Origin of the sequence: Maribacter sp. (assembly GCF_039968975.1) — a bacterium.
Taxonomy (GTDB): domain Bacteria; phylum Bacteroidota; class Bacteroidia; order Flavobacteriales; family Flavobacteriaceae; genus Maribacter.
The window spans coordinates 1-24,932 of sequence record NZ_JBDVOT010000180.1 but is presented as its reverse complement, the minus strand read 5'-3'; the positions used below and the strand labels follow the sequence as shown (position 1 = coordinate 24,932).

The window sequence follows — 24,932 nt, the reverse complement described above, 5'->3', positions numbered from 1 at the left end:
AATACCGCTAGGTTCTGAAAAAGAAAACTTAGAAACGTTTAGATTAAGCTTCTCAGGTTGGTAGTCTAAATTTTTAGCTTGCAGTTGAAATTGCTGAATTTTAAAGGCGTTTGGGTCAAACGTACTTGCAACTTGTATTGTACCGTTGGTTGCGTAGCTAAAATTGTTTTTATCAATATCAATTGAGTTGGCGGCGATGATAAATTCAGGCCATTCAAATTCAGTCGTGCCGGTGGTAGTTATTTCAGTTTCTTTACTACTTATTTTTACCTCTATTTGAGAATCATGAAATACAAGTTCATCTGTCTCGTATTTGTTTTTTGATACATCTGCCAGTATTTCTGTAAGTTCTATGGTACCAAGTTTTAATTGAGTCTGTAAACCATCTGGTTGGCTGTCATAGGTGATGTTTACATTTTTTACATTAAAATCATCTACTTCAATATATGGTAAAGCCGTGCTTGTGGTATCTTCGGTTATGGGGAATGCATGAGATTGTACATATGTAAATTGCGTATCAGTCAATTCAAAATCATCAAGAGAGAATTTCATTGCTTCCAAATCAAATTCGGACATGTCTACATCTAATTTACTAAGAACAAGGTTAATATCCGTTCCAAGATAGGCATCGGCATAAGTCAGTTTCCAATCAGATACATCTAAGCTGCCCAAATCTATATTCATGGGTTCTGTAGTTGTTGCAGCTGTATCTGTTGGGGTCGTTAAGGCGTCGATAAGGAAAGTGAAATTAAATTTATCTGGATTGTTTTCTCTACTAATGTGTGCTACAACACCTTTAGAAACGACGTCGTCTATAGAAATTTGGTTTTTAAATATGGCAGGATATATAGGTATATCTGCTTGTAACGATTTTGAATAGAATAGTGTATCGCCTTTTAAATCTTCTAAATAAACGTTCTCAATTTGAATATCACCTGAGAAAGTAAGGTAGAGATTGCCAACGGCTACTTTAGTATTTGTTTTGTCAGATACGTAATTTGTGATTTTAGACACAATAAAGTTTTGTGCCCAAGGAGTTCTAATGACTAGCACCAAAATAAAAAATAGCAATAGCACACCTACGATAATTTTACCGAAGCGTTTTAAATACTTTTTGATTTTCTGATTTCTCTTGACCATAGGGTGAACACTATAGGATTGAATGTTAACATTCAATTTTTTGATATTGATGTTACCATCCTAGTTGCGCCATAAAACCTGTGGCAATTATAATTAGTAATACTATTATGATCAAAAGGTTATAAAACCTTCTTTTCTTTTTCTTGGTTTCTTTAAGTGATTCCATAAAGAGGCAAAGTTAAACCTACCAATATATAAATTTAGCTTATTTGATACGAAGATTGTCGGTATACGATATAATCATTGATTATAGGCTATTGATATATGGGTTTTAGTAGTTTAAGTAAACAGTTCGTCTATACATTTCCCCTATTGGTCTACAGTACCATTCCACTAATCTAAAATTGACAAATTAAAAAGTACTTACCCAATACCTTTGTAGTGCATTTAGCAGTTGGCATATAATTTTATCGATATTGAGGCACATTAAGATAGTTGGAAATTCAATGAGATATTAAGGCTATATTAAACTGAAAATCGAGAATGAAGATTTATAAATAAACAATTGAAATATTCAAAATTGAAAAAATAATAATTGTTCAAGTAGTTCCCCCAAACCGAAGAAGGCCAATAGCAATATTGGTCTTTTTTTATTTTAAGCCTTTTGTCTGTATTTTATGAAAACTATCTGCCTGTAGACGAAGTAATTCTTCTGCCTTTTTCTTTTTATAACCGTATAATTCTTCATCGCCTTTTAAGTCTTCATAGATTTTCTGATTTATCTCACCATCAGTAGAAGCTATTAGTTGACGTTGAGCCAATTTTTGCACCACCCAAGTAGAGAGAACACTTTCTTCCTCTTCTAACTTAATATCATACTCTCCTTTGGGAGCTAATAATTTGGCTATTATAGGTGATGTCTCTATGGCTAAGAACAACAAGAATATGAAAAATGATGGCAACCATGGCAATTCATCTAAAGCGGTAATTCTAGCCATTAATCCGTCAAAACCGTCTATTATGGGCTGCGAATTTTTAACCACTTCGGCATATTCAGTATCTAAAGCAGCAATTTGAGATTCTAGTGCTACTATTTTTTCTGTATTGGTTGTTTTCAGTGCTTGTAATTCAGCAAGTGCTGCATCATGTTTATTACGCTTTTCGGCATAAACAGGACCTTTTCCCAACAGTTTTGTGCCCGCAGTACCTTCTGCTTCATTGATGTAAATATCATACAATGCATTGGTCTCTGTTTCTTTGGTCGCGATTTCTGATTTTAAAGCGGCAATATCTTGATTTAATTGCTCAACCTTTGGAGTGTATTGTAAGGCGAGTTGATCTTTGTTAGCAAGTGTAAGTTCATTCTTTTGCTCCAATAATACCTGGTTAATCTCTTTCTCGAAAATTTTCATTTCCAAAGGTTTTGAAATCACTATGGCAATAATAACCGCAAGGATAATACGTGGTGTAGCCTGTAAAAATTCTTGCCCAATATTATTTCTCTTTTTAATGGTAGCAACAATAAAACGGTCTAGGTTAAATATGAGCAAACCCCAAATAAAGCCGAAGAATACTGCGGCGTACACATTATCAAATACTGTAAATAGTGCGTAGCTACTAGCAATAAATGCCATTACTGCTGTAAAGAACACGGTAGCACCAATGCCGGCATATTTATTTTGCTCACCTTTAGAGCAAGTTTTTAAAAGTTCGGAGTCTGCTCCAGAGCAAAGAATGAAGAAGTTTTGTAACATGATGAAAATTCGTTTTTTGATTGATGATGATGTATACTGGGTGAACGTAACTTTTTTACTTTTGGTACGCAAAAAGCCCTCGAAAAGAGGGCTTTAACATATGTTGGACGTTGTTTTTATTTGATTGTTACAGGTAAATAAAAATTATTTTGAGGTAGACTTGATTTAATAAATAGGTTCTTAGGATTTTAATTGAATAATTCTAAACTAGAATAATCGTAAATTCGCCTTCTCAAAACAACCAGAAATATGAGTGTATTAGCAGATTTAGAAGCACGTAGTGGTTCCACATGTGAACTATGTACAGGAACTAATAATTTAGAAGTTTTTGAAGTTGAACCGGTTTCTATTAGTGGAGTAGATTCAAGTATTTTAGCATGTGAAATATGCCGTACCCAAATTGAAGATCCAGAACAAATGGACCCAAACCACTGGCGTTGTCTTAATGATAGCATGTGGAGCGAGTATGATTCTGTAAAGGTAGTTGCTTGGAGAATGTTGTCAAGACTAAAATCTGAAGGTTGGCCTAAAGATTTGTTAGATATGATGTATTTAGAACCAGAGGTTTTAGATTGGGCAAAGGCTACCGGAGAAGGGTTAGCTGAAAGTGAGAAAATTATTCATAGAGATGTCAATGGTGTAATTCTTGAAAATGGCGATAGTGTTGTTCTGGTGAAGGATTTGAAAATTAAGGGATCTAGCCAAGTTGCCAAACAAGGTACTGCCGTACGTAGAATTTCTTTAGATCGTGAGAACGCAGAATATATTGAAGGTAAAGTTGGGCCAACAATGACGGTTATCATTACTAAATATGTGAAGAAAATTTAATTGCTGGCTTACAGAGCCTGAAAGAATATGTATTATATAAAAACAAAACGTCTTTGCTTGCAAAGACGTTTTGTTTTTTAATTTACTGTCAATTATCAATCGACTATTTTTTGGTCATTTCAGTAAAATACTGATAAAAATAAGGGATAGTCTCAATTCCTTTGAAGTAGTTCCATACACCAAAATGCTCATTTGGGGAATGAATGGCATCACTATCCAGACCAAAGCCCATAAGTATGGTTTTACTTTTTAGTTCTTGTTCAAACAGTGCAACAATAGGAATACTACCACCACTACGTTGTGGAATAGGTTTTTTGCCGAACGTAGTTTCGTACGCTTTTGACGCTGCTTGATATGCATCTGTATTAATTGGTGTTACATACCCTTGTCCGCCATGATGAGGTTTTACTACCACTGTTACACCTTTAGGCGCAATAGCTTCAAAATGTGTTTTAAACAATTCTGTGATTTCTTTCCAATCTTGATTAGGAACCAAACGCATAGATATTTTAGCGTATGCTTTACTGGCAATAACAGTTTTAGCTCCTTCGCCGGTATAGCCTCCCCAAATACCATTAACGTCTAGCGTAGGTCTAATAGAATTACGTTCATTAGTGCTATATCCTTTTTCGCCATACACAGATTCAATTTCTAAGGCCTCTTGGTATTTTTCAATGCTAAAAGGTGCTTTTGCCATTTCAGCTCGTTCTTCGGTAGAAAGTTCTTCTACCTTATCATAAAAACCAGGTATAGTAATATGATTGTTTTCGTCATGTAGACTGGCAATCATTTTGGTTAGAATATTGATAGGATTTGCAACTGCACCACCATACAATCCAGAATGTAAATCACGATTTGGGCCAGTAACTTCTACTTCAACATAGCTAAGTCCGCGTAAACCTGTGGTAATGGACGGTACATCATTCGCAATCATGCCAGTATCAGATATTAAAATTACATCGTTCGCTAATTTTTCTTTATTCTCGGCTACGTAAATGCTTAAGTTATTGCTGCCAACTTCCTCTTCACCTTCAATCATGAATTTGACATTACAAGGCAGCTGATCGGTCTTTACCATCAATTCTAATGCTTTTACATGCATGTACATTTGCCCTTTATCGTCGCAGGCACCACGTGCAAAAATGGCTCCTTCTGGGTGTAATTCCGTTTTTTTAATTACCGGCTCATAAGGTGGGGAAGTCCATAATTCTAATGGTTCTGCCGGTTGTACATCATAATGCCCATATACTAATACCGTTGGTAGGTCTTTATTTATAATTTTTTCGCCATAAACTATAGGATAACCGGCGGTTTCATGAATTTCAACAATATCACAACCTGCATCCTCTAATCTAGATTTTACCATTTCTGCAGCATTTAAAACATCTTGCGAGAAGGCAGGATCTGCGCTAACAGACGGTATTTTAAGTAGTTCTATGATTTCATTTAAAAATCGGTCCTTGTTTTCCGCTATATAATTCTTTACGTTTTTCATGTACTTTTTTATGTGACTTTCGATAAAAGTACAAAAAGCGTAATTTTTAAATAGCTAAAATTTAGAGAATTGATTTTTTGCATTATATTTGCACCCCGATAATCACATATCGTGATTTAGGAAAGTATGCAGGCGTGGTGGAATTGGTAGACACGCTAGACTTAGGATCTAGTGCCTTGCGGTGTGAGAGTTCGAGTCTCTCCGCCTGTACAACGAAAGCCTCTTGAGAAATCAAGAGGCTTTTTTTATGGGGTAGATTTTTGGCTATCTGAATATATTACTTGAATGTTTTTTTTAAATGATTGATGCTTTTCATTTTTGTGTCTTGAGCATATGAACTTTCTAAGCTATTACTATTAAAATAGGTTTTATACATTCTAAGAAATTTGTGTTTTAAGGGTTTTGATAATTCGCAATAAATGAGCGCAATAGTTGTGAAATTATAATTTTAGACAGGATACGACAGGATACTTATAAATATTGAAACCAATAATTTAGAATCTTGAATTGATGTTTTAATCAATAATGTTCAACCAAACTCAAGATTCTTATGAAAAACACGATAGGGTTTTTTAGCCACTTTTTTAAAGCAAAGACTAGTTTTAGAACTAGTGTCTTAATTTTTTGTTCACTATTGCTTAGTGATTTTTCATACTCTGCAAATAAGGGTGATGAATCAGAAAATATGCTAAGCATAAAATTACAGCAACAAATTAACGGAACTATTCTCGATGAAAATGGAACTCCACTACCAGGTGCTTCTGTTGTTGTCAAGGGAACTTCAACAGGAACGCAGACAGATTTTGATGGAAACTTCACAATAGAAGCTGCGTCTACAGATGTTCTTGTAATCAGTTACATTGGTTACTTAAAACAAGAAGTAACGGTAAATAATCAAACAACTATTAATGTTCAAATGAATGTTGATAGTAATGTTTTAGATGAAGTAGTAGTAGTAGGTTACGGTACACAGAATAAATATATGGTAACCGGTGCTATATCAACGGTAAGCTCAGATGATTTAGTAAAGCTACCAACGACTAATGCTGTAGAAGCTTTACAGGGTAAGGCATCTGGTCTTACAATTATTAACGGCGGTACACCAGGTTCAGAACCAACAGTGCGTATTAGAGGTATAGGTACTTTAGGTAACAATAATCCTGTCTATGTTGTTGATGATATTGTAGTAACTGATATATCTAGTTTAAGTGCAAATGATATTGAATCTATAAGTGTTCTAAAAGATGCGTCCACAACGGCAGTTTATGGTTCCCTAGGCGCAAACGGGGTTATTGTGATAAAAACAAAAACAGGTAAAGCCGGACAAGTAGCTTTTAATTTTAACACCTATCTAAGCTCGCAGTTTAAACCAAAATCTCTTGATGTATTATCTACAAGTCAGTATTTATCATATGCGACCGATATGATTTTAAACTCTGACCCAAATGCAACGGTTCCATCTCAGTTTACAGATGGTAGTTTAGCAGGTAATAATTATAATTATCAAGATGAGATTTTTCAAACTGGATCTATTCAGAATTATGAATTTAGTGCTGCCGGAGGTAATGAAGTTGCAAAATTTCGTCTTTCAGCCGGGTATCAATCTCAAGAAGGTATTTTGCTTAATACAGATTTAGATAGATATACTTTAAGACTTAACAGTAGTTTTGATAAAGGTATATTTTCATTTGGCGAATCTTTAGGTATAACTTATGCGGAACAAAATCCCTTAATTTTAGCATTTAGTGTATCGCCTATTGAAAACGCAATAAACATGGCGCCTTATTTGCCTTTTACAAACGACGAATATATAGGTGGTTACAGTGAGTTAACTGCTGAGGATATCAATACTACACGTAACCCGCTAAGAACTTTAAATAGAGAAGAACAATTAAATAAGAATATAAGTATTCTTGGTAATGTTTATGCTAAAGCAAAATTAGCTCCAGGATTGGAATATAAAATAAATGGAGGTATGAACTTTTACGATAATTCGTTTAAGAAAACAGAACTTCCGTATGGTATTTCAGGCGGACTATTTAATCAGCTGATTACACGTTATACGTATTTTAATACAAGGGTTAAAACAGTAACACTTCAGAATAGTCTTCAATATAAAACTACTTTTAATGACAAGCACAATGTAGAAATTTTGGGTTTATCTGAACGTCAAAAAAGAAAGACAACAACATTAAGTGGTGTGGGTACAACAGATTTGGGTATATCAGATATTGGAGCTGCATTATCAGGAGGGGCTGCAACTGTAGAGTATAATAAAATAGGATACTTAGGAAGATTAAACTACAACTACGATAACAAATATATTTTAGCAGCGTCAATAAGAAGAGATGGTTCTTCAAGATTTGGGGCAAATAAAAGATGGGGAAATTTCCCTTCGGTTGCCGGTGGTTGGGTAGTTAGTAATGAAAATTTCATAAGTGATACTTCAGTATTAAACTACTTAAAATTTAGAGCTAGTTGGGGTCTGGCCGGTAATGACAATAGTGCGGGTGATTATAGTTACGAATCTAGTTTACTTGCAAATTTCTTTTATGGCGATGATGCTGCATTGGCAATAAGTTCTCTTCAAAATCCAGATTTGCAATGGGAACAGACCGAAACAACCAATATTGGTGTAGATTTTGGTTTTTTCAAAAACAAACTAACCTTTAGTGCAGAGTACTATAACAATACAAGTGATGATTTAATAGTTGCATTACCGGCTGCGGCATCAGTTGGTGTGCCAAATAGTACACCTACCAATATTGGTGGTATGACTACAAAAGGTTTTGAATTTAATTTAGGATTTAGTGAAGCGGAAACAAAGTTTAAATGGTCTGCAAACTTAAACCTAAGTACAACTGAAAATGAGATCACCAATTTGGCACCTAACGTGGAGCAAATTTTTAATGGAGACAAGCCTAATGTGTTAGCTAATGGTTCAATTTCTAGAATTGCTGTAGGGGAGTCTTTATGGCATTTCTACGGTTATGAAACTGACGGTATCTTTCAAAATGAAGCAGAGATTAGTTCAGCTGCAACTCAAAACGGTGCTGCCCCAGGAGATATTCGATTTAAAGATAATAACGGAGATGGTGAAATTAATAGTGATGATAGGGTGGTTATAGGAAATCCTTTCCCAGATATTTCTTACGGTCTTTCATTAGATGGTAGATATGAGAATTTTGATATGGCTGTTTTATTAACAGGTGTAGCCGGTAATGAGATATTCAATGCTACTAGGTATTATTTAGACGGAGCATCTCAGTTAACAAATGCCAGTACTGCGGTATTGGATAGATGGACGACTACAAACCCTTCTACTACTCAACCAAGAGCGGTATTGAATGATCCTAATCAAAACTCTAGAGTTTCAGATAGGTATGTTGAAGATGGGTCGTACTTGAGACTAAGAAATATATCTATTGGTTATAGTTTGCCTAGTGCTACATTAGAAAGAATGATAGACGGCACTTTCTCTAAATTAAGAATATATATAAGTGCTCAGAACTTATTGACTATTACGGATTATTCTGGTTTTGACCCTGAAGTAGGACCTTCATTGAATATAGGGTCTACCAGTGGTGATGGCAATAGTGAACTTGGTATAGATCGCGGACAATATCCGCAGTCTAAGTCCTTTGTATTTGGTTTACAAATGTCATTCTAATCTTAAATATAAAATATTATGAAAAAATATATCGCTACAATTATCACTTTTAGTCTTTTGTTGAATGCATGTAAGACAGATGATCTAGAACTATCTAACGGTTCTGGGGTTTCTGCTGAAACATTTCCACAAACACTGGCCGAACTGCAACAAACAATGAACGGTGTTTACTCGCCTTTACAATCTCAAGGATTATACGGTAGGTACTTGTTCTATATGTATGATTATATGGGAGATGATTGCCAAACCCAGCGTGGAACACCAGATTTATTAGAGTTCATAAACTACACGTTTACCTCTAGTAACAATGATATTTATTTATACTGGAAAAATGCCTATAACGGAATTTCAAGAGCAAATTTTATCTTGGATAAAGAAGCTAATATTAATGAACTTGAAGAAAGTGTAGCTTCACAAGAAGTAAAGGATAGATATATAGGACAGGCAAAGTTTTTAAGAGCTTATTATTACTTTCTTTTAGTTGAAAGGTTTGGAGATATTCCATTATACACGACAACAAATGTTAGCCCTAACGGATTAGCAAAATCACCAAAAGAAGAAGTTTATGATTTAATTATAAGTGACTTGACTGATGCTGCAACCAAATTACGTTTAAAATCTAGTGAAGAAGCAGGTAGGGTAACTCAAGGTAGTGCAAATGCGCTGTTAGGTAAACTATATCTTTATAAGCAAGAATATGCACTTGCGAAAGTTGCTTTTGATAAGGTTATAAATTCTGGAGAGTATAGCTTAATGGCTAATTATTATGACAATTTCAATGTAGAGACAGAAAACAATGCCGAATCTGTTTTTGAAATTCAATTTACTTATGATGGTGGTAACGCTTGGGCTTATGCTGATTGGGGCGGTCAGGATAACGGTCATTCAGAAACAACTTTTAGGTCTGCGGAATACGGTGCTTTTGGAGGTTTTCATAATAATGACCCTTCTCAAGAATTATTGGATGAATATGAAGATGGTGATTCTAGATTTAGTGATAATTTTTATGTAGAAGGTGATGTATATGGTATAGGAGGTGCAAATATTGTTACGGCTGACCAAGTAGGTTCTGTAAGTGCTTTATGGAGAAAATATACTAAAACTTATGGTCAAGATAATTCTAACTATAATGGGTTATCAGATATTAATCATCGCGCAATTAGATATGCAGATGTGTTACTTATGGCTGCAGAAGTAGAAAATGAATTGAACAATAGCCAAACCGCTATAGATTACCTTAATGAAGTACGTGATAGGGTAAATATGCCCAATTATGGTACAGATGAAATGAATACTACTTTTCCTGTAAGTACCAAAGCAGAAATATTTAGTGCCGTAGTCCACGAAAGAAGAGTTGAATTAGCGGGAGAACAATCTAGATTTCCTGATTTAATGAGGTGGGGTCTAATTGAAGATGTTTTAGGCAGTAAATTTAATGCAAGTAAGAATTATTTACTTCCTATTCCTCAAGGGGAGTTCGATACAAATTTAATGTTAGACGCTTCGGCTGATCAAAATCCTGGTTATTAAGTAGGTTAGTTTTCTTTAATGTAAAAACTGGCCTTTTATAAAGGCCAGTTTTTTATTTCAAGTAATTTGGCTTTTTTTTATTTAAATTTCATAAGATGAGATACTCCCTAAAAACATACCATTTTCTTATTATAATATTTTGTTCCATTTTCCTTTTTGCTTCATGTTCTTCTAATGAAGAATCTACTGATGGCTTAAATGATCAACAATTATTTGTAAAAAAAGATGCATCTTATTCTGGTATTGAATTTAATAACAGCCTTTTGGAAACTGAAGAATTCAATTATTTTAATTTCCAATATATTTATATGGGTGGCGGTGTTTCTGTAGCTGATTTTAATAATGATGACTTAGAAGATATTTACTTTACCGGTAATATGGTAGATAATAAGCTATATCTTAATGAAGGCAATTTGAAATTTACAGATGTATCGATTGCTTCAAAAACTATGAACTCTGATTTGTGGTCTACAGGTAGTACTACAGTTGATATTAATAACGATGGGTGGTTAGATATTTATGTTAGCGTGGGCGGTAGAGATAATTCATTTGCCAATAAATTATATGTAAATCAAGGTACTAATGAAAAGGGTGTTCCAGTTTTTTTAGAACAAGCAGAAAAATATGGTATTGCGGATAAAGGTAGAACCCAGCAAAGCATTTTTTTTGATTATGATAATGATGGCGATTTAGATTTATATGTAATCAATTACCCTACTACAGATTTTAAGACACCTGTAAGTATTTATGCGTTACTACTAGATAATGCTCAACATGAAACTTCTAGTCATTTTTATAAAAATAACGGTGATAATACCTTTAGCGATGTTACTAAGGAAAGTGGTCTACTGTCATTTGGTTTAAGCATAGGTGTTAGTGTGTCTGATGTAAATAATGATGGTTTTAAAGATATCTATGTATCTAATGATTTTGCTAGTCCAGATTTCTTTTACATGAATAATGGTGATGGTACGTATTCTGAAAAGAGTAAAGAAGTTACACAGCAAACTTCTTACTATGGTATGGGTACTGATATAGCTGATTTCAATAATGACGGTTTGTTTGATATTGTACAGTTAGATATGGCACCGACTACCCATAAAAGGTCAAAAGAAAATATGGCTAGTATGTTGCCAGAGAAATTTGATGAAATTATTGGTTTAGGTCTACACCACCAATATATGTACAATAGTTTGCAGGTTAATAGGGGTGTTGATAAAGCAGGTTTGCCGGTTTATAGTAATATTGCGGCATTTTCTGGTGTAAAATCTACTGATTGGAGCTGGGCAGGTTTGTTTGCAGATTTTGATAATGATGGACAAAAAGACTTGTTTATATCAAACGGTACAAGGCGTGATATTAACAACAATGATTTTTTCAATCAATTTAAAAAGTCTCTTTATTTTGAAAAAACCGTTGAACATAAGAAAGATGATTTTAAAATTTTAGAAGAAATGCCGTCAGAGCCATTGGCTAATTTTCTCTTTCATAATAATGGAGACTTAACATTTACCAATAAAAGTGAAGAGTGGGGTCTTGGTGATAAAGCTTTTTCTAATGGTGCTGCATATGCAGATTTTGATAATGATGGTGATTTAGATTTAGTTGTAAATAATATTGATGCAAAGGCTGATTTATACGAAAACACAATTGAAAGCTCTAAAAGTAATAACTATTTAAAAATTAAATTTAAAGGAACTAAGCTGAACCCAATGGGTGTTGGTAATATAGCTACCATTTATAATGATGGTAATTTACAAGTGTCAGAATTAATGTTGACTAGAGGCTACCAATCATCAGTTGCGCCAACCATTCATTTTGGTATTGGTGAAACAGAAACTATTGACTCTTTAATAGTAAAGTGGGTAAATGGTAATACGCAAAAACTAATTAATGTACCGGTCAATCAAACCTTGAGCTTAGGTTTTGAAGAATCCATTTATGTTGAAAATAACCTTAGTACTATTGAAAATAAAACTATTTTCAATAGTACTGATAAGGGGTCAAAAATAGATTTCAAACATGTTGAGAATAATTATTTCGATTTTGCAAAAGAACCCTTGTTACCTCATAAAATGTCACAATTTGGACCAGGATTAGCGGTTGCAGATATAAATGGAGACGGTCTAGATGATTTCTGGATAGGTGGAGCTCTTAATAAAGCTGGTGCTCTTTATATTCAGGATGATGAGGGCAATTTTAAAAAATCAAATTTAGAGCTCTTTAAAAGTGAAAGTCGGTATGAAGATATTGATGGTGTCTTCTTTGATGCCAACAATGATGGTCTGCAAGATTTATATGTAGTAAGTGGAGGAAATGAATTTGAAGCTAATTCAAAAATTTATGAAGATAGGTTGTATGTAAATAAAGGTAATGGCGTATTTGCAAAAGATAAATTTGCTTTGCCTAAAGTATTTGAAAGCGGAGGTAAAGTACTACCTATTGATTTTGATAGTGATGGTGATTTAGATTTGTTTGTAGGGTCTAGATTAGTACCACAAAATTACCCTACACCGGCAACTAGTCATTTATTAGAGAATGTAAGTAACGGGCAAGGTGTAAAATTCAAGGATGTAACTAGTATATCTTCCCCATTTACTGATTTAGGGTTGGTTACTGATGCAATTAGTATAGATTTCGATAATGATAATGATGAAGACTTGATTGTTGTTGGGGAATGGATGCCGATTACTTTTTTGGAAAATGACAATAATTCTTTTACAAATGTAACTAGTAAAAACTATTTAGAGCATACTACAGGGTGGTGGTATAGTATTTCAAAGACAGATTTAGATAAGGATGGCGATCAAGATTTTATTGTTGGAAATTTAGGTTTAAACTATAAATACAAGGCAAAGCCAGAAAAAACTTTTGATGTTTTTGCAAACGATTTTGACAATAATGATCAATTAGATATTGTATTAAGTTATTATGAAGGTAAAAGACAGTTACCGCTTAGAGGAAGAGAATGCTCATCTCAGCAAATACCTGGTATAGCTCAAAAATTTGATAATTATGAAAAATATGCAGATGCAGATTTAGTTGATATTTATACGGAAGATAAACTAGAAGATGGGTTGCATTATAAGGCAGAAAGTTTTGCCTCTTTATATGTTGAAAACATGGGTAATAGCTCTTTTAAAAGTGAAAAATTACCAAATGAAGCACAATTTTCATCAATAAATGCCATATTGGTTAATGATTATAATCATGATGGTAATAATGAAGTTTTGGTTGCTGGTAATCTTTTTTCTTCAGAAGCAGAAACACCACGTAATGATGCTTCTATTGGACTGTTGATGACGTACAATGAAAAAGATTTATATCCATTAACATTGAAGGAGTCTGGATTTTTGGCAAATAAGGACGTTAAGAAAATGAAAGAGATTATAATTGGTGGTCAACAATATATTTTAATCGCCAACAATAATGATGCTTTACAAATAGTAGGGGTAAATTAATTTAGTCTACTTCTTGCCATTTTAATAATGCTTCTAAATAGTAATAATCGGCATAGTTCAATGGTTCGTCATTTTCTTCGTCTGTATGAATATTACCTACAGAATGCTTTAATAAGAAACCTTGGTTACTACCTATATCTGCTAAGTAGTCATTAGACGAGAGTCGTCGCAATATCTTTTCTGCGTATGCAATCATAGTTTTTTGCTCTTCGGGTACGTATTGCTGTAAAGTCAATAGTGCAGAGGCGGTTATTGCTGCCGCAGATGCATCACGTGGTTCGTTTGGTATATTTGGGGCATCATAGTCCCAATAAGGAATTAAATCCTTTGGGATTTTCTTATTCCCCATGATATAATGAGCTATGTTTTTTGCTTGATCTAAGAATACACTGTCTTTTGTGTTTGCGAAGGTCTGTGTAAAGCCATATAAACCCCAAGATTGACCTCTGGCCCATGAAGATGGATCTGAATATCCTTGAGCGGTTTGCCTATTTCTGACTTTACTTGTTTTAGAATCATAGTCCACTACATGAAAACTACTGTAATCTTCTCTGAAATGATTTTTAAGAGTTTTTTTAGCATGGTTTGATGCTATTTTATAAAATGTAGAATCGTTGGTAAACTGAAAAGCTTTGTATAGTAATTCTAGGTTCATCATATTGTCTATAATCACGGGCGTGTTCCAGCCTTTTTCAGAAATCCATCCCATATTAGGAGTAGTATCCCAAGATTGAATGACACCAATTTTTGGTCTATATCTTGTTATTAATGATGTAGCGCCTTCTACAATTACGCGTTTAGAAAGAGTATCATTTGCGATTGAATAAGCATTGCCATAGCTGCAATCTAACATAAACCCAACATCATGAGAATTGGTAATGTATTTTACAGAGTCAAGTGCATAGGTAAATTTTATGGCGTTGGCTTTCCATTTATCTTTCTGGTTATACTTATAAATGTACCATAGAGAACCAGGGAAAAAACCACTGGTCCAATCGTAATATGGTACTAAGCGAACATTATCATTTTCGGTTATACCCCTAGGTTGAAGTAATGGCTCGTTGTTTGTTATTTTATTTATAAGAAGATTATATTGCTTTTCTGATATCTTAAAAACTCTATTAATTAATTCACGCTTATTTTCAATTCTGTTTTCAGTAGCTTTTGTAGATGATGTTGCTTCTTTATGTTCTTTACACCCAAATAAACAGGCAATAATTATTACTAATGGTATAAATTTAGTTTTCATCATTTTTTAATTTAGCTAGCAATGCTATTGGTTAGAAATCAATCTTTGTTTTCATTGATATAATAATTCTGTAGTGTGTAAAATGCCTTTTTACGCATTCCTTGTTCAGAGATAAGTCCTTTTCTATTGAAATCTTCTTGAATTCGTTTTAGCGGTCTACGAGAAGATCTGAAATCCATTAATATCCATGGAGATACGCCAGCTAAGAAATCTATGTTTTTCATCATTTCTATGTTGTTCTCATATACTTTAGCTTGATACTCTTCTGTCCATCTTTCATTAGATGCACCATGAAGCCCATAAAGTGCTCCTGCTCCAACTTCACTCATAATCATAGGTTTATTGAATTTACTGCTCCAATTTACATTTGCACATGATTCTGGTGTGCCATAATACCAACCGCAATAGTTGTTGATGCCAATAACATCTACCAGGTTTCCTAAAGCATCTTCTATATGTTTTCCATCATTACCCTCTGCTTGTGTGTCTAACGCAGCTGTAATTAAACGAGTAGGGTCTAAAGATCTGGCTCGCTTAATTAAATTATCTAAGAATAATAATCTGTCTTCTCCTTCTGGAGTTTCATTTGCAACCGACCATAAAATTACGGCAGCTCTATTTTTGTCTCTTGAAATCATTTCAGACAATTGATTTTCTGCATTTTTGTAGGTGTTTTTATTATCAAAAGCAACTGTCCAATACACTGGGATTTCTGACCATACCATTAATCCCATTTTTTCTGCCTCACGTACCATTTGTTCATTATGTGGGTAATGGGCTAAACGTATAAAATTGCAACCTAATTCTTTTGCCCAACCTAGTAGTGTTTTGTCTTCCTCTAAAGTTGTTATCCTACCAGTTTTAAATGGTGCTTCTTCATGAATACTTATGCCTTTTAAGAATATTTTCTCTCCATTTAAGATAATGTTACTTCCGTTGGTTGTAATAGTTCTAAATCCTATTTCATCGGTAAGTGTTTCGGCTTTTGTCGTTAATGAAATCTTATACAGTTTTGGGTTTGTGGGGGACCATAATTGAGGCTTTGATTTAAAATTGAATTTACCTAACCCATTGTTTATTTTAATTTCTACCTTTTTAGATAGCTCTGGTATTTCTAGAATAACTTTGTCACCTTCTGTGCTGTTTTTGACACGTACCCATCCAGAAATTTCATTTTTGTTATTTGAAGATAATTGAACGGAGTAATCGCTGATAAAAGATTTAGGGGTTTTTACTAGATATACAGATCTTGTTATGCCGCCATAATTCCACCAATCTTGGTTAACTGTTGGTACATTTTCACGTTCTCTTCTGTTATCTACCTTTACAACAACGAAATTATTTCCATCTTTAACTTTATCCGTAATATTGAACTGAAACGGCGTGTAACCACCTTCATGTTTACCAATTAATTCTCCGTTTAAATATACTATGGCTTTGTAATTTACTGCTCCAAAGTATAGATATAGATTTTCTTGCTTGTCCTTAATATATTTAAAGTCTTTCTTGTACCAAATTGTGCCTTCATAATAATACAGTTTGTCTTTTTGCGTATTCCAGTCTCCCGGTACCATAAGTTGGTCGCTGGTATCAAAATTATATTCTACAAGATCAGATGGTTTTTCCATCTTTTTGTTAAGGAAATAACCATCTGGTTTAGGTTCTAGCCTATGACCGTAATAACCATTTTCAAGTGGGTCAACTATAATATCCCATAAACCATTTAATGATGTTTTTTCTCTTTCATCTGTATTTTGAAATAGGTTTATTTCAGAGTTTTCTTGGCAAAAACCAGTTATAGAAACTAAAGATAATAGTAGTAGTGTATATAGTTTTTTCATGTTTTAATATTAAGGTTGATAGTAATGAATACTTCTATTTTTGCGAAATAGATGGTTTTATATAATTACATATTAATTTGTGTAAGACCAGGTTTTAATGTTATGCGTTGATTACCGAAAATAAAAATGCCTTTAGTGCCTGCTGGTATAGAGACAATACCTTTTACAGTGTTTTTAGAATTCTTTTTAATCTCTACGCTTATTTCTCCACCTGGGTGGGGCATTTTAGCGATAATTTCATTTAAGTCACCAAAATTTGGCGCTATAGCTATTTTCTTGAAATTAGATTCAAGCGGGTAAATACCTGCTATAATTTTGAGAAAGTGATAGTTTGGTGAAGCTGACCATGCGTGGCATTCTGAACGGGGCTCTATATCTTTTTCTGCAAATGTGGTTAAGCCTTGATCCAATTGGTTGGTCCAGCTATCTAGCAAGTTTTGATATTTGTCACCTAGACCTGCCTTGTGCAAAGCTTCAAACAAATAGTATTTATAGTATATAGTAGTTTGGATCAAACTTTTGTCATCAAGTATTTTTCGCATTAATGCTTGCTGGTTTTCTTTAGGTATGGCATTTGTTAGAATAGCCATAATATTAGTGTGTTGTGAGAATTGCACTTTATACGGTGTTTCAGCGAAGATTCCTTTTTCTTCTACAAAGCAGTTTTTAACTACACTATTGCGAACTTTTTTTGCCAAATCAAGATATTGTATAGCTTCTTCTTGGTAACCTAGATCACCAAAAATTTGAGCTGCATCTTGTAGTGTTTTTACAAATTGTAATGCTACCGATGCAGAATATCCATCATCTGCTCCAGGCGGTATTCCGTTTTTGTAACCCTTTGCCCAATCTGTGAAATTCCACCATTCCATATTTGTAGGCATGTTGTTGTCGTCTACTTTATCTATCCACCAGTCAATTACAGTTTTCATACCAGGTATAAACTTCTTAACGAATTCATCATCGTTTTTATACATATGGTAGTCATGTAACATGTTAATCCACAATAAAGAATATGTGGGTATGACTTGAACTATATATGACGGATATCTACTTTGGGTAAGACCATTTGGCAATCTAGAATTATCAAACATTTCTATGGCTTTACGCATTAACCTATCATCACCATCAACACTTATAGAAACCTTAGCTTCTATTCTTGTGTCCCCAATATATTGTAGTTGCTCGTAATAGGGATCAATAAAACTTTCGGTTGATGAGTTTCTAAGAGTACGCCATGAGGCGTCCCAAATTTGTTCAAGTAGCTCGTTATCCGTTTTAAATTGTGCGTTTTCTTTAAAAGGATAAGCTGTGAATATATTATAGAAGTCATCAATTAACAATGCTTCACTTTTGGTTTCAATATCTAACTGAACAAAGCGAAACGTTTTTTGTCCAAAGGGTTTGAAAGTTTGGCTTTCACCCCCATCAGGTTCAATTATATCATAATATCCTAAAATTTGTTTTCCTTCTATTTCATTTCTATTGCCTTTTTTCCAGTTTTCGTCATACAAGGCTTCAGCATAAGTTATTTTGATATTACTTTCCGCACCCTTAGAATATTTAATTTCTGGGTGTCCAATTGTATGATGAGACATATCTAGCAATATGCTTACTTTTTTATTTGAAGGTATTATTAAGCTATTTTTTCCGGTTATAAAATTGGTGTTATTTTTTACACCTTCTATTCTAGCAATTTTATGAAATCGTTGAGTTGTCTCTTCTAGAAAAGGAATTTTTCTGGGCACCAAGTACCATGTGCTACCATATAGAAAGCCACGACCTACAGCAAATTCAACGGTGCCTAGTTTGGGTTTTAACCAATTTGAATCATCATAATCAATAGTTTTCCAACCCCATTGGTGTTTTTTTGATAATAGTCTTTCACCTGGTCCTGCTGCGTAATAGCCACGTAAAGAATCACTAACAAATGGTATGCTTTTAAACCCTTCATCATTAATTACTTTCCATTCAGAATTTCGGCCGGTATTAATATCTACAACATTATTTTTATCGCCTTGTAATATAAAAGCAGTTTGGAAGGTCATAGAAGAAGCTTTTCTGTATTCTCCAAAATTGACAACTTCAGCAGAGATAATATTATTACCTGTCTTTAAGTAATTTGCAATATCAATGGTTTCATATCTATAATTATCAATGTCAGAAGAAGAAGGTCCAGAAAGTAAATATTTGCCATTTACATATAAACGATAGCGATTATCTGCAGAAAGGTGAATAATAAATTTTTCTGGTTTCGACGCTAATTCAAAGCTTCTTCTAAATAAGAATTTTCTAGCATCTAATGTAGATTCTTTTGGGTGAGTGATCCATTGAGAAGTCCATGCATGTTTAAGTTGTGTAAATTCTTTGCCTTCATGGTTTATGGTAACTGTAGATTCTTGTGAGACCGCAATTTGAGAAATAGATAGTAAAAATAAAAGTATAAGGTAGCGTAAACTTTGGGTCATGATTTTAATGTGTTTTGGTGCAGTTATTTTATGGTATATATTGGTTGAGTTTCAGATAAGTGAAACGTTATTAGAAATCAATGTTCTCTAATAGTTTATATATGATACTACGAATACATCTATCTGAAGAAATTGTTTTTTCTATTTCATTTTAGATGTTTCAAAATAAATTTATTGGTGTTTTTAACTGCTGTTTTTGATTCAGGAGTTAAATAATACCCTTGCCAAACATGCCACATGCCTTCATATACATCTAGCTTTGTTTCTATATCATGGTCATCTAAGGTTCTGTACATTCTTATGGCATCACTCAATAGTATTTCTTTGCTGCCTACTTGTATTAAGGTAGGTGGAAAATTTTTAGAGTAGTCACCATAAACAGGGGAGACATAAGGGTTCTTAAATTCACTTTCAGGAGCATATGCAAGTGCAGCGTACTCTAATAAATTAGAATATTTTAGACTTGGGTCATTATCTGCTAAGGTATAATGGCTGTCTCCTACTTTTGCTAAATCTAACCAAGGTGACCATAAAACCAATGATGATGGTAATGGTAAATTTAAATCCCTCATTTTTAAGATGCTCCCAGAAGCTAATCCGCCACCAGCAGAATCACCGTAGAAAGCAATATTTTCTGCATTATATTGCTTTAAAAGTGCTTGGTAAAATTGAATAACTTCATTGGTTATTATTTTAAATTTAGCTTGTGGGGCCAAGGTGTAATCTATAGCTATGATTCTTAATCCAGATATATCTGCCAATGGTAGCATAGATGCTAATGTAGCATCGGCGCTTAATGAAACATAGCCGCCACCATGCACATACACTATTACTTTATTATTTTTCTTATAACCTTTAGGTTTTATATCTATTGCCCTAATACCACCAATGGTTATGGTATCTATAGATGGTTTGTAATATAATTTAATAGGTTCAATAGCTTTTAATACCCTACTTTCTAAACCGTTTTGATAATCTGTCCATTCTTTAATAGGTGCATCGGGGTCTGGTAAGCGGGCACCGTTTTTTGCGAATCTTCCTCTTTTTTTAAGAATTTCTTTTGCTTCGTTAGAAATGGCAGTAGGTATATAATATTCGTCTTTAAGAGTAGTAAGCTCAAAACGCATTTGATTACTATTTTCAGAAATGGTATGGTCAATTTTCCCTTTTAGTATTATTTGTCCGCTGTCAGGTACAGCTTTTATCAAGGCATAATTGTTATTGTTATACTCTATTATTTCACTTGCAATTTCACTTCCGCTTTGAGAGGCATAAAGAGAGATCCAGTTATTAGCTAAACGCACTTTTACAGTTAAAGGGTAGTCATAAATATCATCTCTCATTTCATCTTTTAATGTGATATGAATTTGAGTTTCAGAAACCGAATCTACATGGATAGAATGTGTTGCGTATTCTTGAGCATATTTTGCAATATCAGGAAAAGTACCAATCCATAATTTATCTTCTTTTTCTTTGAGATAATTTAGAAATTCTACCGTTTTCTTTTGTGAGTCTAATGCAGATACTTCATGAAAATGAGTGCTTCCCCATCCTCTGTAATAATTTTTATTTTCTAATGTAGAAGTTTTGTCTAAGAGTGGTAAAATGTAATGATTGCGAGTACTGTCGTTTTCATAAATATGAGGGTTAGAAATACTTCTTACTTGTTTAAAATTTATTTGATTTGCATTGTTCAATCTGCCAATAACTCCTCTACTAGCTATAAAGTGCTTACCGGCTTCATTTTCATTTCCTTCGCCCCATGGGTATGCATACGTTAAGCATTTTTGATTATCAATATTTTTTTCAATTTTTGATATAGTACGGTTTAATCTGTTATTGTAATTTTTAATAGAAGGAAAGTTGATTCCTTTGGCTTTATCTTCATACCAGTTTCTGTCATCATGCCCTTGTATGGCATTTCCTGTTTTGGCAAGCTCATTGAACAATGCCCAATTCTTTACGTTGTATTTTTGTTCTGCCTCTGTTATTACGAACCATGTAAAATTGAATGAAAATATTTTTTGTTGTTCAATCCAAAAAGGAATATCGTTCTCGTAATTATCATCAATTGTAATACTAAATGCACTTAGTTTATCATCGTTCCAAAGTGAAACAGATGCATCGCCAATATTTTGTTCCCAAATTTTATCTGTTAGATTGAACCTAGGTGTAGTTGCTTCTTCAAGAATAAAATTATCTTGACCATGAGTTATTATTACAAATAATAAAAAGACAAATAGCGATGCTATGTTTTTGATTTTCATTTCTGCTCTCAGTATTTAATTCAATGTTGAAATTACAGGCTATTTCCTATACCAATTATTAGTGTAGATAAAATGATTACAGCAAGGCCGAGCCATAAAGTACGCATGGTTTTTTTAGAGACACCTTCCCATTCTTTAAAGTAAACCCCCCAAAGTGTGCTAAAAATAATGATGAATGCCATGTGTAAAGACCAACTGGCAAATTCATATTCTTCACCCAAATATGTTGTGCCCATGCCATAGAAGAAGAATTGAAAATACCAGGTGACTCCACCTGCTATGGCTAGTATATAGTTTTTAGGTTTGTTGGGTATAGTTTTATCTGTAAGTTGACCAAAAGTTTTATTCTTAACACCTAATACAATTGTCCAGATTACATTGGTCAATAAGCCGCCCCAAAGGATCCAGACAATAACAGGATTGTTTTGAAATATATTTTGAACTCCTACTTTTAATGCCTCATCAGCAATAGGTTTGCCAGCGGCAAGACCAAAAGCAAAGCAAGCGCTCAGTATACCTGAGATGATTGCTATTATAATTCCTTTAGATAGGTTGAACTCGGCAACTGCGGCTTTTTGTTGTTCAATATTTAAATTTTTCTCTTTTAAAATTCCGGCTTTACCTGCAATTGCAATTCCAAGTAAAGTAACTAATACTCCGATCAGGACAATAATACCACCTGGTGTTTGTAGTAATTGTAAAAATGTTCCTGAATAAATTGGTGGTATTAGTGTGCCGAATGCAGCGGTAAACCCTAACACAACTGCCATACCTAAACCTATACCTAGATAACGCATAGATAAGCCAAAGGTCAATGCGCCAATACCCCAAAGCACCCCAAAAACGAACGTGTAAAGTTTTGTTTCGAAATCCGCAGCAAACAAAACATCAAATAAATTGGGTACGGTAAACCAAGCCATAAGTATTGGTGCTATAAGCCATGCGGCTACACCTAATACAAACCACGAAGTTTCCCAGCTCCATTTTTTAATTAGTTTAAATGGGATGTAAAAACTACCTGCGGCAAAACCACCAATTGCATGTAATATTAAACCTAGTAATGCGCCCATAGTTTTATTTGGTTTTAGGCCGCTTCATGATTTTTTTTCAAAACGGTCTTGGCTTTTTGTAATTCTTCTTTAGTAAATGATTTTGCTTTAGAAGCAGAAACTGCACCCTTAAGCTCATGAATATTTTTAGCTCCGGATAAAGTAGTGGTTACCCCATTTTGATCTAAAACCCATCGTAACGCAGCCTCTGGCATATTATGAATATCGTTTTGTATCAAAAATTTAAATGCTTCAACTTGGTCTATTCTTTCGGCAAGTTGCTCACGAGAATAACGAGCGTTTAAAGTTCCTTCCTTAAATACGGTATCTTTAGTAAACGCTCCTGATAAAAAACCGTTGGCAAGACATTCTCTGGCGAAAACACCAACATTAGATTCGTGTAGTTCATTAATTAGCTTTTGTGATTCTCTGTTCATTAAGCTAAGCACTACTTGTACTACATCTATCTTATTTTCATTTGCCCATTGTCTGGCCATGTTTTCGGTTTGATGGAACATGGAAATTGAATGCCCTATAAATTTAACCTTACCTTGTTTTTTTACTTGTTCAATACCTTCCCAAACATCATCATTTATTTCATTGGGCGAGAATGGAGAATGAAAAAAAAGTACATCTATATAATCGGTTTGCAAACGTTTTAAGCTTTCATTTACAGAGTCAATAATTCGTGATTTGTAAAACTGTGAAGCTCCATTTTTTATACAAGGATTTCTTCCAAATTTTGAGGATATAAAAACTTTATCCCTTTTTCCTTTTAAGGCTTTTCCCAATACAATTTCAGCAACACCGTCTTGTTTGTCTGTTCCATACTGTGGGGCCGTATCAAATAGGTTAATACCCATATCTATACCTGCATGAATTGTTGCAATCCCGTCTTTTTCAGCAACCCCGCCATATACATTATTACCAAAAGCCCAAGTACCTAACCCTATCTCGCTTACCTCTAATCCAGTACGTCCTAATATTCTCTTTTTCATTTTAAAAGTATGTTTGCTTAAAACCTTCTATTTGTTTTGATGCGTTCAACACAAAGGTTTTTGCTATTTGCTTACCAAGTTTTTTATTAGCTAATCTTGGGTCTTTACCAGACACTGCATCTTGCTCTAGAGTTACCTCTCTTTCTTTAGGTAAGTTTTCAAGAGCTACTGTCTGCGGTTCGTAATACAATTGTAAGGATGTCTCGCCTAAAGCTGAATGATTAGCTTCTAATAAATCATTAGGCAAGATGTCAAACTCTGCCAATGCCCAGATATAGCAATCTGTTTGCTTTTTGTTATACTCTTTGGCTACATCTTTCAAAATATCTAAATGAGGTTGACCGGCATGACCAGATAGTAACACAACTATTTTGAATTCTTGAGAGATTAATTGTTCTATATATTCTTCGCAAATAGAGCGAACTAATCGTTCAGAAAACTCAATAGAATGTTTAGGAAAATTAACACCGGGATATGATTTTATTAGATTGGCCGCTAAACTTATGGGCGGAAAAACTAAACCACCAGAAACCTTAGCCAAATCCACGCATAAATGATATGCTTTGTGTGTATCTAAACCTGTTGGGTTGTGATTACCATGATATTCTATTGCTCCCCAAGGTATATACGCAATTGGAGATTTTTTGAATATGGCTTCTATTTGTATAGGCAACATTCTGTCAAAATGCCCCCAATTAGCATCGTTCATTTTTAGTCCCAGTTTTTATGATATATTAATGGGTTCTGCTCTTCGTTATCTAAAACATCTCCAATTTTTAAGGACTTGAAATAATCATCTGGTAAAACATTTTGTTTTCCATTAAAAACAGCACCGTCTGGCATATATGCGCAGGTCATTGCTTTTCTTGTTCTAGGTGTCATATTTACTCCCGCAGCATGGATAGTTAAGCCGTTATGAAAAGTACAGCTACCTGCTTTTATTACTGCAGGTTGAGGTTCTTTGGTTCCATATTTAGGGTATGAGTTAAAAATATCTCCCATGTTAGAGCCAATGCCAGGTTCTACAAGCTCTGTATCTTGATTAGAGCCGGGCATGAAATATAAACAGCCATTTTGTAATGTTACATCTTCTAAGGCTACCCATAAGCTTAGAGCTTCTTTATCATTAAAAGACCAAAAAGGAGTGTCTAAGTGCCAAGAAGTTGGGTTGCCCCAGGGTTGTTTTACAAGAGATTGGTCATGCCATATGCGAATACCATCTGCTTGTGAAAGATCTGCTGC

At 34.0% G+C, this 24,932-nt stretch carries 14 protein-coding genes, 1 tRNA gene and 1 pseudogene; 5 read left to right on the top strand and 11 right to left on the bottom strand.

The window, feature by feature from the left end; translation table 11 throughout:
- A pseudogene (locus ABJI11_RS12100) lies at positions 1 to 1,140 on the bottom strand (hypothetical protein); the annotation flags it as partial.
- Positions 1,141 to 1,730: 590 nt separating this feature from the next.
- The gene (locus ABJI11_RS12095) at positions 1,731 to 2,834 is read right to left on the bottom strand and encodes a DUF4407 domain-containing protein (protein WP_348352476.1); all 1,104 of its coding nucleotides are present in this window, start codon (positions 2,832 to 2,834) and stop codon (positions 1,731 to 1,733) included.
- A 249-nt stretch (positions 2,835 to 3,083) separates the two neighbouring features.
- Here ABJI11_RS12095 and ABJI11_RS12090 point away from each other — a divergent pair, with 249 nt between their 5' ends.
- On the top strand, positions 3,084 to 3,662 hold the full coding sequence (locus ABJI11_RS12090) for a PhnA domain-containing protein (protein ID WP_348352474.1): 579 nt from the start codon (positions 3,084 to 3,086) through the stop codon (positions 3,660 to 3,662).
- 103 nt (positions 3,663 to 3,765) lie between these two features.
- Here ABJI11_RS12090 and ABJI11_RS12085 read toward each other — a convergent pair whose 3' ends face one another.
- Positions 3,766 to 5,157, bottom strand: a complete 1,392-nt coding sequence (locus tag ABJI11_RS12085) for a dipeptidase (protein WP_348352473.1) — start codon at positions 5,155 to 5,157, stop codon at positions 3,766 to 3,768.
- Between the two features lie 128 nt (positions 5,158 to 5,285).
- On the opposite strand from ABJI11_RS12085, the gene ABJI11_RS12080 reads away from it, so the two are divergent.
- The 4 genes from ABJI11_RS12080 (at position 5,286) to ABJI11_RS12065 (ending at position 13,818) form a co-directional block, all read left to right on the top strand.
- Positions 5,286 to 5,367 (top strand) — tRNA-Leu (locus ABJI11_RS12080).
- Positions 5,368 to 5,707: 340 nt separating this feature from the next.
- Positions 5,708 to 8,827, top strand: a complete 3,120-nt coding sequence (locus ABJI11_RS12075) for a TonB-dependent receptor (protein ID WP_348352471.1) — start codon at positions 5,708 to 5,710, stop codon at positions 8,825 to 8,827.
- Between the two features lie 18 nt (positions 8,828 to 8,845).
- The gene (locus tag ABJI11_RS12070) at positions 8,846 to 10,357 is read left to right on the top strand and encodes a RagB/SusD family nutrient uptake outer membrane protein (RefSeq protein ID WP_348352469.1); all 1,512 of its coding nucleotides are present in this window, start codon (positions 8,846 to 8,848) and stop codon (positions 10,355 to 10,357) included.
- A gap of 95 nt (positions 10,358 to 10,452) precedes the next feature.
- Entirely contained in the window at positions 10,453 to 13,818 is a 3,366-nt protein-coding gene (locus ABJI11_RS12065) for a VCBS repeat-containing protein (protein WP_348352467.1), read from the top strand.
- 1 nt (position 13,819) lies between these two features.
- Here the strand turns inward: ABJI11_RS12065 and ABJI11_RS12060 are convergent, their stop codons facing one another.
- From ABJI11_RS12060 to ABJI11_RS12025, 8 genes are all read right to left on the bottom strand, one after another.
- Positions 13,820 to 15,070 carry a glycoside hydrolase family 88 protein gene (locus tag ABJI11_RS12060; RefSeq protein WP_348352465.1) on the bottom strand — a complete coding sequence of 417 codons (1,251 nt, stop codon included), beginning with the start codon at positions 15,068 to 15,070 and terminating at the stop codon, positions 13,820 to 13,822.
- Positions 15,071 to 15,105: 35 nt separating this feature from the next.
- Positions 15,106 to 16,908 (bottom strand): glycoside hydrolase family 2 TIM barrel-domain containing protein, encoded by a 1,803-nt coding sequence (locus ABJI11_RS12055; RefSeq protein WP_348352463.1) that lies wholly within the window; start codon positions 16,906 to 16,908, stop codon positions 15,106 to 15,108.
- A 65-nt stretch (positions 16,909 to 16,973) separates the two neighbouring features.
- Positions 16,974 to 19,376 carry an alpha-L-rhamnosidase N-terminal domain-containing protein gene (locus tag ABJI11_RS12050; RefSeq protein ID WP_348352461.1) on the bottom strand — a complete coding sequence of 801 codons (2,403 nt, stop codon included), beginning with the start codon at positions 19,374 to 19,376 and terminating at the stop codon, positions 16,974 to 16,976.
- A 146-nt stretch (positions 19,377 to 19,522) separates the two neighbouring features.
- Complete coding sequence (locus ABJI11_RS12045) at positions 19,523 to 21,643, bottom strand: alpha/beta hydrolase fold domain-containing protein (RefSeq protein WP_348352459.1); 2,121 nt, start codon at positions 21,641 to 21,643, stop codon at positions 19,523 to 19,525.
- Positions 21,644 to 21,675: 32 nt separating this feature from the next.
- The gene (locus tag ABJI11_RS12040) at positions 21,676 to 22,713 is read right to left on the bottom strand and encodes an L-rhamnose/proton symporter RhaT (protein WP_348352457.1); all 1,038 of its coding nucleotides are present in this window, start codon (positions 22,711 to 22,713) and stop codon (positions 21,676 to 21,678) included.
- A 14-nt stretch (positions 22,714 to 22,727) separates the two neighbouring features.
- Positions 22,728 to 23,690, bottom strand: a complete 963-nt coding sequence (locus tag ABJI11_RS12035; RefSeq protein WP_348352455.1) for an aldo/keto reductase — start codon at positions 23,688 to 23,690, stop codon at positions 22,728 to 22,730.
- 1 nt (position 23,691) lies between these two features.
- Positions 23,692 to 24,399 (bottom strand): creatininase family protein, encoded by a 708-nt coding sequence (locus ABJI11_RS12030; RefSeq protein ID WP_348352453.1) that lies wholly within the window; start codon positions 24,397 to 24,399, stop codon positions 23,692 to 23,694.
- 2 nt (positions 24,400 to 24,401) lie between these two features.
- Positions 24,402 to 24,932 (bottom strand): phytanoyl-CoA dioxygenase family protein (locus ABJI11_RS12025; RefSeq protein ID WP_348352451.1); only part of this gene is annotated, 531 nt, incomplete at its 5' end.

Excerpts from the sequence above, each read along its gene's own strand:
- ABJI11_RS12095 (WP_348352476.1), bottom strand. The coding sequence starts at position 2,834 with ATGTTACAAAACTTCTTCATTCTTTGCTCTGGAGCAGACTCCGAACTT.
- ABJI11_RS12090 (WP_348352474.1), top strand. The coding sequence starts at position 3,084 with ATGAGTGTATTAGCAGATTTAGAAGCACGTAGTGGTTCCACATGTGAA.
- ABJI11_RS12085 (WP_348352473.1), bottom strand. The coding sequence starts at position 5,157 with ATGAAAAACGTAAAGAATTATATAGCGGAAAACAAGGACCGATTTTTA.
- ABJI11_RS12075 (WP_348352471.1), top strand. The coding sequence starts at position 5,708 with ATGAAAAACACGATAGGGTTTTTTAGCCACTTTTTTAAAGCAAAGACT.
- ABJI11_RS12070 (WP_348352469.1), top strand. The coding sequence starts at position 8,846 with ATGAAAAAATATATCGCTACAATTATCACTTTTAGTCTTTTGTTGAAT.
- ABJI11_RS12065 (WP_348352467.1), top strand. The coding sequence starts at position 10,453 with ATGAGATACTCCCTAAAAACATACCATTTTCTTATTATAATATTTTGT.
- ABJI11_RS12060 (WP_348352465.1), bottom strand. The coding sequence starts at position 15,070 with ATGATGAAAACTAAATTTATACCATTAGTAATAATTATTGCCTGTTTA.
- ABJI11_RS12055 (WP_348352463.1), bottom strand. The coding sequence starts at position 16,908 with ATGAAAAAACTATATACACTACTACTATTATCTTTAGTTTCTATAACT.
- ABJI11_RS12050 (WP_348352461.1), bottom strand. The coding sequence starts at position 19,376 with ATGACCCAAAGTTTACGCTACCTTATACTTTTATTTTTACTATCTATT.
- ABJI11_RS12045 (WP_348352459.1), bottom strand. The coding sequence starts at position 21,643 with ATGAAAATCAAAAACATAGCATCGCTATTTGTCTTTTTATTATTTGTA.
- ABJI11_RS12040 (WP_348352457.1), bottom strand. The coding sequence starts at position 22,713 with ATGGGCGCATTACTAGGTTTAATATTACATGCAATTGGTGGTTTTGCC.
- ABJI11_RS12035 (WP_348352455.1), bottom strand. The coding sequence starts at position 23,690 with ATGAAAAAGAGAATATTAGGACGTACTGGATTAGAGGTAAGCGAGATA.
- ABJI11_RS12030 (WP_348352453.1), bottom strand. The coding sequence starts at position 24,399 with ATGAACGATGCTAATTGGGGGCATTTTGACAGAATGTTGCCTATACAA.